General features: G+C 71.0%; 8 protein-coding genes. 5 read left to right on the top strand and 3 right to left on the bottom strand.

The features are described 5' to 3' along the window. Positions 1 to 128 precede the first annotated feature (128 nt). The 4 genes from AC0AIB_RS18105 to AC0AIB_RS18090 all read left to right on the top strand — a co-directional run bounded on the left by AC0AIB_RS18105 (position 129) and on the right by AC0AIB_RS18090 (position 5,706). Positions 129 to 1,460 carry an ABC transporter substrate-binding protein gene (locus AC0AIB_RS18105; protein WP_465097112.1) on the top strand — a complete coding sequence of 444 codons (1,332 nt, stop codon included), beginning with the start codon at positions 129 to 131 and terminating at the stop codon, positions 1,458 to 1,460. A gap of 22 nt (positions 1,461 to 1,482) precedes the next feature. Then, complete coding sequence (locus AC0AIB_RS18100) at positions 1,483 to 2,442, top strand: carbohydrate ABC transporter permease (RefSeq protein WP_328338597.1); 960 nt, start codon at positions 1,483 to 1,485, stop codon at positions 2,440 to 2,442. Next, the gene (locus AC0AIB_RS18095) at positions 2,439 to 3,359 is read left to right on the top strand and encodes a carbohydrate ABC transporter permease (protein ID WP_328338599.1); all 921 of its coding nucleotides are present in this window, start codon (positions 2,439 to 2,441) and stop codon (positions 3,357 to 3,359) included. Before AC0AIB_RS18100 ends, AC0AIB_RS18095 begins: the two co-directional genes overlap by 4 nt. 199 nt (positions 3,360 to 3,558) lie before the next feature. After that, positions 3,559 to 5,706, top strand: coding sequence for an alpha-galactosidase (locus AC0AIB_RS18090; protein ID WP_465097111.1), 2,148 nt, complete (start codon positions 3,559 to 3,561; stop codon positions 5,704 to 5,706). 102 nt (positions 5,707 to 5,808) lie between these two features. Here AC0AIB_RS18090 and AC0AIB_RS18085 read toward each other — a convergent pair whose 3' ends face one another. Beyond that, positions 5,809 to 7,212 (bottom strand): cellulase family glycosylhydrolase, encoded by a 1,404-nt coding sequence (locus tag AC0AIB_RS18085; protein ID WP_328338602.1) that lies wholly within the window; start codon positions 7,210 to 7,212, stop codon positions 5,809 to 5,811. Positions 7,213 to 7,638: 426 nt separating this feature from the next. Here AC0AIB_RS18085 and AC0AIB_RS18080 point away from each other — a divergent pair, with 426 nt between their 5' ends. Continuing rightward, complete coding sequence (locus tag AC0AIB_RS18080; RefSeq protein ID WP_328338604.1) at positions 7,639 to 8,601, top strand: TIGR03557 family F420-dependent LLM class oxidoreductase; 963 nt, start codon at positions 7,639 to 7,641, stop codon at positions 8,599 to 8,601. A 778-nt stretch (positions 8,602 to 9,379) separates the two neighbouring features. On the opposite strand, the gene AC0AIB_RS18075 is transcribed toward AC0AIB_RS18080, so the two are convergent. Together AC0AIB_RS18075 and AC0AIB_RS18070 are read right to left on the bottom strand one after the other, a co-directional pair. Then, entirely contained in the window at positions 9,380 to 10,243 is an 864-nt protein-coding gene (locus AC0AIB_RS18075; RefSeq protein ID WP_328338607.1) for an endonuclease/exonuclease/phosphatase family protein, read from the bottom strand. A 10-nt stretch (positions 10,244 to 10,253) separates the two neighbouring features. Next, positions 10,254 to 11,747, bottom strand: a complete 1,494-nt coding sequence (locus AC0AIB_RS18070; protein WP_328338609.1) for a phosphatase PAP2 family protein — start codon at positions 11,745 to 11,747, stop codon at positions 10,254 to 10,256. Positions 11,748 to 11,759: the final 12 nt, after the last annotated feature.

Below are 11,759 nucleotides of genomic sequence, written 5' to 3'. Positions count from 1 at the left end.
CGCCACCGGGAGTTCGTGTTTGCCAATGTTCGTTCTCGGTGGATCTATGTTGGCATTTCCGAACTGCCGCTCCCCCACCACTGACGGCCCTTCGGGCGCAGCGCACCTCTTCATCCGCAGGAGGCACCATGTCCCGTCCCCGCACCGAAGCCGAGTACCTCGCCCGGCTCGTACCGTCCTCCGTCGCCGGCATCGGCCGACGCTCCCTGCTCACCGGGGTCGGCGCGGGCGCGCTGCTCGGCACCGGGCTGCTCGCCGGCTGCGGTTCCGACTCCGGCTCCGGCTCGGGCGGCGACAGCAAGGAGGTGTCGGTCGGCTCCAACCAGTCCGACCCGCAGCCGAAGGCGGTAATCGCCAAGGTGATGGACGGGTTCAAGGCCGCGTCCGGCGTCGCCCCCAAGATCAACACGGTGGACCACAACACCTACCAGGAGAACATCAACAACTACCTCCAGGGCAAGCCGGACGACGTGTTCATGTGGTTCGCCGGCTACCGGATGCGGTTCTTCGCCGCCAAGGGCCTGACCGGCGACATCAGCGACGTGTGGGGCAAGCTCTCCGGCTACTCCGACGCGTTCAGGAAGGCGTCCACCGGGGACGACGGCAAGCAGTACTTCGTACCGTCGTCGTACTACCCGTGGGCGGTCTTCTACCGCAAGTCGGTCTGGAAGCAGCACGGCTACCAGGTGCCGACCACCATCGACCAGTTCACCGCCCTCGGCGCGCAGATGAAGAAGGACGGCCTCACCCCGATCGCCTTCGCCGACAAGGACGGCTGGCCGGCGATGGGCACCTTCGACATCCTCAACCTGCGGATCAACGGCTACCAGTTCCACATCGACCTGATGGCCGGCAAGGAGGCGTGGACCTCCGACAAGGTCAAGAAGGTCTTCGACACCTGGAACGGCCTGCTCCCGCTGCACCAGCCGGACAGCCTGGGCCGCACCTGGCAGGAGGCCGCCCAGTCGTTGCAGCAGAAGAAGAGCGGCATGTACCTGCTCGGCCTCTTCGTCGCCCAGCAGTTCGGCAACGACGAGCAGGACGACATCGACTTCTTCACCTTCCCCGAGGTCGACCCGGCCATCGGGGCCAAGGCGCTGGACGCGCCGATCGACGGCTACATGCTGGCCCGCAAGCCCAAGGCCGAGGCCAACGCCAGGAAGCTGCTGGAGTACGTCGGCTCCAAGGAGGCCGCCGACATCACCGTGAAGAACGACCCGACCACCCTGGTCGCCAACAGCGGCGCGGACACCAGCGGCTACACCGCCCTGCAGAAGAAGGCCGCCGAGCTGGTCGGCTCGGCCACCGAGATCGCCCAGTTCCTCGACCGGGACACCCGGCCGGACTTCGCCTCCACCGTGATCATCCCGGCCCTCCAGCAGTTCATCAAGAACCCCAGGGACATCGACGGGCTGGTCAACAGCATCGAGAACCAGAAGAAGTCGATCTTCACCAGCTGACGGCGAGAGGGGGAGGACCGTCGTGTCCGACCTGCCCCTGATCCAAGCGGATCACGCCGTGGCGTCGCCGGCCCCGACCAGCCCCTCCCGGGGTGGTCGTGGCCGGCGGCTACGGCTCCTGTCCCGCACCGACCGCGTGGTGATCACGCTGATGGTGCTCGTACCGCTGCTGCTGGTGGTGGGTCTGGTCTGGCTGCCCGCGCTGGCCACCGTGGCGCTCTCCGGCACCGACTGGGACGGCATCGGCCCCCTGAGCGAGATCGACTGGGTGGGCGGCCGGAACTACGCCGACGTGGTCGGCAACTATCCGCCGTTCGTGCCGGCGATGCAGCACAACCTGCTCTGGCTGGCCGCACTGTTCGTGGTGGCCACCCCGCTCGGGATGTTCCTCGCCGTGCTGCTCGACAAGGAGATCCGGGGCAGCCGGTTCTACCAGACCGCGCTCTACCTGCCTGTGGTGCTCTCGCTGGCACTGATCGGCTTCGTCTGGCAGCTCATCTACTCCCGCGACCAGGGGCTGCTCAACGCCGTCCTGGGCGGCCAGACCGACTGGTACGGCGACCCGCACGTCAACATCTGGGCGGTGCTGGTGGCGGCCGGCTGGCGGCACGTCGGCTACATCATGCTGCTCTACCTGGCCGGGCTCAAGGGGGTCGACCCGTCGCTGCGGGAGGCCGCCTCGGTCGACGGGGCCTCGGAGACCAGCACCTTCTTCCGGGTGGTCTTCCCGGTGATGCGGCCCATCAACATCATCGTGCTGGTGGTGACCGTGATCGAGTCGCTGCGCGCGTTCGACCTGGTCTGGGTGATCAACAAGGGCCGCAACGGGTTGGAGCTCATCTCGGCCCTGGTCACCCAGAACGTGGTAGGCGAGGCGAGCCGGATCGGCTTCGGCTCCGCCCTGGCGACCATCATGCTTGCCATCTCGCTTGTCTTCATCACCATCTACCTGGCCGTCGTCATGAGGGAGGGCCGGCGATGAGCACGTCGACCACGACCCGTCCGCAGGCGTCGGGGCCGGCATCGAAGCCGGCCCCGCGTCGACCGCCGCTGCGCCCCGCCCGGGTGGTGCTGCACCTGTTCCTCGGCACGGTCGCGGTCGGCTGGCTGTTCCCGATCCTCTGGGCGGTGCTGACCTCGCTGCGCTCGTACGCCTACACCGCCGCCAACGGGTACGTCTCGCTCGGCGGGTGGACGTTCGACAACTACGTCACCGCCTGGCGGACCGCCGAGTTCGGCAAGCACTTCCTCAACTCGGTCTACATCACCGTCCCGGCGGTGCTGCTGACCCTCTTCCTCGCCTCCTGCGTGGCGTTCGTGATCGCCCGGTTCTCCTGGAAGCTCAACATCGTCCTGCTCGGGCTCTTCACCGCCGCCAACCTGCTGCCCCAGCAGGCGCTGCTGATCCCGCTGTTCCGGATCTTCACGCAGGTGCCGCTGCCGGAGTTCATGAGCGACTCGGAACTGCTCTACGACAGCTACTGGGGGCTGATCCTGGTCAACGTCGCCTTCCAGTGCGGCTTCTGCGTCTTCGTGCTGAGCAACTACATGAAGGCGCTGCCCCGCGACCTCTACGAGGCGGCAATGGTGGACGGGGCGAGCATCTGGCGGCAGTACTGGCAGGTGACCATGCCGCTGTGCCGGCCGGCGCTGGCGGCCCTGGCCACCCTGGAGGTGACCTGGATCTACAACGAGTTCTTCTGGGCCACCGTGCTGATGCGTACCGGCGACAAGTTCCCGGTCACCAGCTCGCTGAACAACCTGCGCGGCGAGTTCTTCACCGACAACAACCTGGTGTCGGCCGGCTCGGTGCTTGTCGCCATCCCCACCCTGGTGATCTTCTTCCTGTTGCAGAAGCAGTTCGTCAAGGGCCTGACGCTGGGAGCGTCCAAAGGCTGAGGTCACCACCGCCCCCACCCACCCACACATGCGCGCGAGAGCGGTATTCCTGGCAGGCATGAATATGACCCACAGGCATACCGCTCTCGCGCGGTACTGACACCCGGCGACCTCACCCACATCGCCCCGCTCCCGCACAGCGCGACGACGGCGACCGACCGTGACGGATGCCGGGGTGCCCGCACCGGAGATGAGCGCCATGACCGATCCGACCGTGATCCACCTGCGCCGGGGCCGCACCAGCCTGGTGCTCGACGCACGCGGCCCGGGGCTGCCCCGGATCGTCCACTGGGGGGACGACCTCGGTCCGCTGCCCGCCGACGACCTGCCGGCCCTGGTCGACGCCACCGTGCCGCCGGTGGTGCCGAGCAGCTTCGACGCGCCGACCGTGCTGTCCCTGCTGCCCGAGGCGAGCGCCGGCTGGAGCGGCCGGCCCGGTCTCGCCGGCCACCGCGCCGGCCGCGACTGGTCCACCGCCTTCCACCTCGACAACCTCGACGTCGACGACCCCGGCACCGACAACGGCACGGCGCGGGCGAGCGTGCGGGCGACCGACCCGGGCGCGGGGTTGACCCTGACCGTCGAGATCACCCTCGACCCGGCCGGGGTGTTGACCGTGCGGCACCGGCTGCGCAACGACGCCGAGAAACCCTACGAGGTACGCGAGCTGACGCCGGTGCTGCCGGTGCCACCGGTCGCCACCGAACTGCTCGACCTGACCGGGCGCTGGTGCCGCGAACGCGCGCCGCAACGGCACCCGTGGCCGCAGGGCGCCTGGGTCCGCGAGGGCCGGCACGGCCGTACCGGGCACGACGCCACCCTGCTGCTCGTCGCCGGCACCGCCGGATTCGGCTTCGGCCACGGCGAGGTGTGGGCGGTGCACACCGCGTGGAGCGGTGACCATGTGACCGCCGCCGAACGCCGGCCGACCGGGGAGTCCACCCTGGGCGGCGGGGAACTGCTCGCCCCCGGCGAGATCGTCCTCGGCCCCGGCGACGAGTACGCCACCCCGCTGCTCTACGCGGCGCACTCCACCACCGGGCTGGACGGGCTCAGCGACGTGCTGCACACCCACCTGCGCGCCCGCCCGGAGCACCCCCGCACGCCGCGCCCGGTCACCCTCAACGTCTGGGAGGCGGTCTACTTCGACCACGACCTGGACCGGCTGCGGGCGCTCGCCGACCGGGCCGCCGAGGTGGGGGTCGAGCGGTTCGTCCTCGACGACGGCTGGTTCACCAATCGCCGGCACGACCGGGCCGGCCTGGGCGACTGGCAGGTCGACGCCGACGTCTGGCCCACCGGGCTGGCACCCCTCGTCGACCACGTACGCGGGCACGGCATGCAGTTCGGGCTCTGGGTCGAGCCGGAGATGGTCAACCCCGACTCCGACCTGTTCCGCGCCCACCCCGACTGGGTGCTCACCACGCCCGGCCGGCTGCCCCTGCCGTGGCGGCATCAGCAGGTGCTGGACCTGGCCCACCCGGCGGCGTACGCACACCTGCTCGACCGGCTCGACACGCTGCTTACCGAACACCCCGGGATCGACTATCTCAAGTGGGACCACAACCGGGACCTCACCGAGGCCGGGCACGCCGGTCGGCCCGGGGTGCACGCGCAGACGCTGGCGGCCTACCGGATCCTCGACGAGCTGCGCGCCCGGCACCCGCACCTGGAGATCGAGAGCTGCTCGTCCGGCGGGGCACGGGTGGACCTGGAGATCCTGCGGCGTACCGACCGGGTCTGGGCCAGCGACTGCAACGACGCCCTGGAACGGCTGTCGATCCAACGCTGGACCGGCCTGCTGCTGCCCCCGGAGCTGGTCGGCACGCACATCGGCCCGGAGCGCTCGCACACCACCGGCCGGGTGCACGCCCTGGGCTTCCGGGCGGTCACCGCGCTCTTCGGCCATCACGGCATCGAGTGGGACATCGTCGCGATCAGCGATGTCGAACGGGCCGAGCTGGCCGGCTGGGTGGCCCTGCACAAGCGGCTCCGGCCGCTGCTGCACACCGGCCGGGTGATCCGGCTCGACCACCCGGACCCGGCCGTCCAGGCGCACGGCGTGGTCGCCCACGACCGCTCCCGCGCGGTGTACGCGGTGTCCCGGCTGGCCACCTCCGCCACGCAGACCCCCGGCCCGGTCCGGCTGCCCGGTCTCGACCCGACCCGCCGGTACGCCGTCCGACCCGCCGAGGGGGTGCCGGAGCCGGCGACGTTGCAGATCACCGAACCCCGCTGGCTGCCCGGCGTGACGCTGGGCGGGTCGGTGCTGGCGACGGTGGGCCTGCAACTGCCCGCCCTGCACCCGGAGCAGGCGCTGCTCCTGGAGGTCGACGCCGTCGACTGAACCGGGCCGGTCGGGGCTGGACGGGGTCGGCGCGGTGGGCGTACCGGAGAAGGAGGTGGCCGGGTCCGGACGGACCCGGCCACCGGTGGATCGGACGTGCGCTCAGCTCGCGGTGCAGGTCACCGTGGGGGCCGGGTTGCTGCCGTTCCAGCTGCCGATGAAGCCGAAGGCGGTGCTGGCGCCGGCGCCGAGCCGGCCGTTGTAGTCGACGTTGCGGGCGGTCACGGTGCTGCCGCTGCTGCTCAGCGTGGCGTTCCAGGATTGGTTGACGGTCTGGCCGTTGGCGAAGGTCCACTTCGTGGTCCAGCCGCTGATGGCCGCGTTGCCGGCGGTCACCCTGACCTCACCCTGGAAACCGCCCTGCCACGAACCGGTGATCGCGTAGGTCGCCGTGCAGCCACCGGTCGCCGGCGGAGTCGTGACGGGCGGGGTGGTCGGCGGGGTCGTGGTCGGCGGGGTGGTCGGTGGAGTCGTCGGCGGGGTGGTGGGCGGCGTGGTCGGCGGGGTGGTCGGGGTGGTGCCGGAGTAGACCGATGCCTCCTTCGACGTCGCCTTGATGCCGTTGGCACCGTTGAAGATCCGCTGGCCCCAGGTGGTCAGGGCGGCCGGGTTGAAGTTGGTGGTCATGTCGAGGTACTCCACGCCGCCACCGTTGCCGCTCCACGACCAGCCGAGGTAGCCGATCCCGTTGGCCTGGGTGTAGGACAGGATGGTGTCCTCGTCGGGGTTGCCGTCGGAGTGGTCGAAGCCGAACTCGCCCACCACGATCGGCAGCTTGGCCGTGCGGAACCGGCCCAGGTAGTCGCTGATCTCGGCGGCGGTGTCGAAGACGCCGTACATGTGGATGGAGAAGACCGTGTTCTTCTGCGGGTCGGCGGCGAACACGCCTGCCGCGTTGTCCCGCATGGTGAACGACCAGTCCTGACCCCAGTTCGGCGCGTCTACCATGATCGTGTGGGCGATGCCGCCGGCGCGCAGCCGCTTGATCGCGTTGGCGTTGTCGGTGGCCCAGGTGGCGTAGCCCTGGTTGCCGTACGGCTCGTTGCCGATGTTGACGATGACGTACCGCTCCTGGCCCTGGAGGGCGCTGGCGATGCTCAACCAGTAGTCGACCGCCCGGTCCAGGGTGATCGCCCCGGCCTGCTCGCCGTAGCCGGTGGTGTCGTGCACCTCGAGCACGCAGATCAGCTTGTTGGCCTTGCAGAGCGAGATGACGTTGCTGACGTCGGCGGCGGTGTTCTTGGTCCAGCGGTCACCGCTGGCCAGCACCACCCGCACGGTGTTCGCGCCGAGCGCCTTGATGTTGGCGAAGGAGGTGGTCTGCTGCGGGTACCAGGTGTGGGCGTGGTTGACGCCACGCATGATGAACTCGTTGCCGTTGGCGTCGTAGAGCTTGCCACCGGAGACCGAGAAGCCGGCCGCGGCCTGGGCCGGTTGCCCGAAGGCGAACACGGCGGCGAGCACGGTGAGCAGGGCGACGCCGGCGACGGAAAGTCGCTTCTTCATGGGTTTCCTCAGGAAGGTCGACCCCGTTGCCCTGGCGGGGTGGCGATGGTGTGACGGTGGCGCTCGGCTGTAGCCCGACAGCCGCCGCCGGACTCCCAGGCCGCGTGCGGATCAGCGTAGGCCGATGGAATCGGGAAGGCAACCGGTTAAGTTACGGAGCTGGTCCTGCCCCTCCCGGTGGTGACCCACGCCGGACGCGGGTCACCACCGGGATCGGCCATCCCCACCACAGGATGTGACACCACCAGCCTGAACCGGTTAAGTCGGAGGCTAGACGCCAGTCCCGGCACCGTCAAGAGTCCATCCTCGTGGTGACCGGGTTCCGCCGGTGGGCACCCCGTCGGGTGAAGCGGCGGGCATCCGAGGTTGACCGGCACCGGGCAGGGGTATCCGGAGACGATCGTCGCCCGGAAGGAGAAAACCAGGATGGTCAGCGTCGGCTACACCCTGATGTGCGAACAGACCGGCCCCAAACAGTTGGTCGACCACGCGGTACGGGCGGAGGCGGCCGGCTTCGACCAGCTGGTCATGTCCGACCACTACTACCCGTGGCTCGACGCGCAGGGCCACTCCCCCTACGCCTGGTCGGTGCTGGGCGCGGTCGCCCACGCCACCAGCCGGGCCGAGCTGATGTCGTTCGTGACCTGCCCGATCCGCCGCTACCACCCGGCGGTGGTGGCGCAGAAGGCCAGCACCATCGGGGTGCTCTCCGACGGCCGGTTCACCCTCGGCCTCGGCGCCGGGGAGAACCTCAACGAGCACGTGGTCGGCGGCTGGCCGCACGTGCAACAGCGGCACGAGATGTTCTCCGAGGCGCTCCAGATCATCCGTCCGCTGCTCAACGGCGAGACGCTGACCTTCTCCGGCAACCACTTCGACGTCCCCGACGCCTTCGTCTGGGACCGCCCGGAACGACCCGTGCCGATGGCCGTCGCCGCGTCCGGGCCGTCGTCGGCCGCGCTGGCCGCCGAGTACGCCGACGGCATCGTCGCCACCGAACCCGACTCCCGGATCATCCAGCTCTATGACGACGCGGGCGGCGCCGGGCAGCCCCGCTACGGCCAGGTGGCCATCTGCTACGGCCCCGACGAGGCCGAGTGCCGCAAGATCGTGCACGACCAGTTCCGCTGGTTCGGCAGCGGTTGGAAGGTCAACGCCGACCTGCCCGACCCGGACGCCTTCGCCGCCGCCACCCAGTTCGTCCGGGAGGAGGACGTCGCCGAGGGCATCCCCTGCGGCCCCGACGTCGAGCGGCACGTCGAGGCGTTCCGCTCCTTCGTCGACGCCGGCTTCACCCACGTGGCGCTCCTCCAGGTCGGCGGGGACAGCCAGCCGATGTTCCTGGACTGGGCGCAGGAGCAGTTGCTGCCCCGACTCCGCGAACTGTGACCACGGTGGCCGGTCGGGACGGGCCGCGCACCCGTCCCGACCCGCACCCGACCGGTGCCGGCCCCTGCGCATTGCGGCGCGCCCTCGCCGCGCCGCGCCCGACGGCCGGCCTGGGTGGGGACGCGGTGGCGTCCCACCCGGCCGCCGACGTCAGCCGGAACCCCTGGCAGGTGCCGATCCTGCGCCGCGACGTCCTCGACGCCCGGCCGTGGCGGGTCGCCACCACCGTCTCGCACTCGGTACGCCACGCGGTGGAGACGGACCTGGCCCGGATCACCGCGCCCACCCTCGTGCTCACCGGGGAACGGGACCCGATCGTGCCGCCCCGGTGGCGGCTTCGGCTGCCTCCTGATGATCCTCTTTTCGGTGCTCGCCTCGATCGTCCTGACCGTCCTGGTCAACCTGCTCCTCTGACGACGGCGGAACCGGATCTGGTGCCGCACCCGACGTCGTGCCCCACCGGGCCGGACGGCAGGAGGACCCCGGGCAGCGGCTGCCGCACACGCGGCATGGTGGGTACCACTTGCCCGGAGTAGACATGCCTGCTTGTCATATTTATGCCCCGGCGGCATAAGGACGTGCCGAGATGGTGGCCACCGGACAGGGTGCCCCGCGGGGTGCACCGCGTCGCCGACCGGACGGGCCACCCAGGCGCAAAGGCACCAGGATGAGCCCGGCTCGGTGCGATGACCAGCGCGGCTCGGTGCGATGACCGGTGCGGCTCGGTGCGATGACCGGTGCGGCGGCGTGCAGCCGGCGGGCATCCGCGACGAGCCCGTCAGGCCGGGTCGAGGTCCAGCTCAGCGACGACCGGGTAGTGGTCGGAGGCGTACTCGGTGTCGCCGCCGCGTACCACGTGGAAGTCCCGCAGCCGGGCGGCGAGCGCCGGGGTGCCGAGCAGGTAGTCCAGTCGCATGCCGGAGAACTCGACGCCGCCGCCGTGCCGGGTCGGCGCGGTCAGCCCGGCCTCGGCCGGCCCACCGGCGTGGGTCGGATCGGCCGGCCCACCGGCGTGGGTCGGATCGGCCGGCCCACCGGCGTGGTGGGTCCAGAGGTCGACCAGGCCGGCGGCGAGCAGCCGGGCCACCGCCCGGGTCTCCACGGTCCGCCCGTCGCGGCGCAGGTGCCGCCGCCGGTACGCCTCGGGCAGCCGGGCCACCCGGTCGGCGTGCTCGGTGCCCGGGTCGAGGGTGTTCAGGTCCCCGGCGACCAGGGCCAGCTCCCCCGGCGCGCGGCGCAGCGCCCCGGCGAGCCAGCCGGCCTCCACCCGCCGCCGCCACCCGGCGTACGGGTCGAGATGCGCGCTGAGCACGGTGAGCGGGCCGGCGGTGGTGGCCAGTTCCACCCGTTGCGCCGCGTGGTGGAACGGCCGACGGACCGGCCCCGCCGAGCGGGTCGGCCACGGCGGGCGGACCAGCACGGCCACCGGCTGACCGAAGCAGGCGCGGGCCAGGTGCGGGCGCATCCCCAGCCGGTCGGCGAACCCGGCCAGCACCCCCGGCCGGTCGAAGCCTCGCAGCTCCTGCACGGCCAGCACGTCGGGGGCCTGCGCGGCGACGACCCGGGACACCAGGTCCAGCCGGCCGGGGCCGGTGCGGTCCCGGCCGCCGGTCCTGATGTTCCAGGTCATCATCCGCAGCACTGTCGACGGCTCAATCCGGGCGGCCGGCCTTGGCCAGCTCGTCGTCCAGCTCGTCGACCTGTTCCGACTCGATCTCGGGCCGGTTGCCCTCGTACACGTCGGCGTTGGGGCGGATCACCCAGTAGAGCAGCCCGATCCAGAGGCCGCTGAGGATGAGCGCGCCCATGAAGTCCGTCGGGTGGTGCATCCCCCGGTACATCCGGGAGACCGCCACCCCGACCGGCATGATCACGGCGAGCGCCACGAACAGCCAACGCCACCAGCGGTCGGTACGGACGAACACGATGATCGCGACGGCCAGCCAGAGGCAGGTGGTCGCCGCGATGTGCCCGGACGGGAAGGACGAGGTGGGCATCTGCCCGTCCAGGTTCTCCACCGCCGGGCGGGGCCGCTCCACCACCCGGGCCGAGGCGAGAAAGAGGCTCAGCTCGCCGAAGAGCGCCAGCACCACGAAGAGCACGGGCCGCCACCGCTTCCAGATGGCCAGCACCAGCGGGCAGAAGACCAGCGAGACGATCAGGATGGCGTGGGTGTCGCCGAACTTGCTCCACCACCAGCTCAGCTCGGTGAGGAAGTCGGTGTGCCGGTCGGCGAACCAACGCGGCACGTCGGTGTCCAGGGTCTCGAAGACGGTGCCCTTGGCGTGGTAGCTGACGTAGCTGCCGAAGGCGTACAGGGCACCGAAGATGATCACCCAGCCGACGAGCAGTTCGGCCACGGCCGAGCGGGGGTGCTCCAGCACGTGCTCCTCGGCCGGGGCCGGGGTGAGCTTGTCGCCGGCCTCCGGCTCCAGCCCCTCGGTCAGCGGCGGCACCGGCCGGCCGCGCTCGCGCCGCCACAGCCGGAAGGCGTACGCGGTGACACCGAGCCAGGCCGCACCGAGCAGCCAGCCACCGAGCACGTCGGAGACGAAGTGCACGCCCAGCGCGATCCGGGTCAGCCCGACCAGCGCCACCAGCACGGCCGCGATGGCGATCGCCGGCTTGCGCCAGCGGGGCGACATGGCCGGCAGGAAGACCAGCAGCAGCGCCCCGTACGCGACGAACGAGCCGAGCGCGTGCCCACTGGGGAAGCTGTTGCCGGGGGCGCTGGCCACCGGCACGTCGACCACCGGCCGGAGCCGGCCGACCAGGGCCTTGAGCGACGGGTCGAGAATCAGCCCGCCCACCCCGGTCACGATCAGGTAGACCGCCAACCGGGACTGGCGGCGGATCAGCAGGGTGACCACCGCAATGGTGACCAGCCAGATCAGCACCGGCCGACCGCCCAGGTCGGTGACCGCCTGGAGCACGGTGACGAGCGCGTGGTGCGGCGCGACGAGCCCGTTGAACCACTCGGCCGCCTCGTGGTCGGCGTGGTACATCGGGCTCCATTTGAACCTGACGAGCATCAGCAACAGCCCGAAACCGACGCCCGCGCCGGCCACGGCCAACAGGCCGGCGACGCTCCGTTCGGCGAAATGGCCGAGCGGCCGTCGGGCCGTCGTCTCCTTGACCGCGGTCAACCCGCACCTCCC

Source organism: Micromonospora sp. DSM 43699 (genome assembly GCF_055517075.1).
The sequence above is the reverse complement of the archived record's forward strand: the minus strand, read 5'-3'. Positions and strand labels throughout refer to the sequence as shown.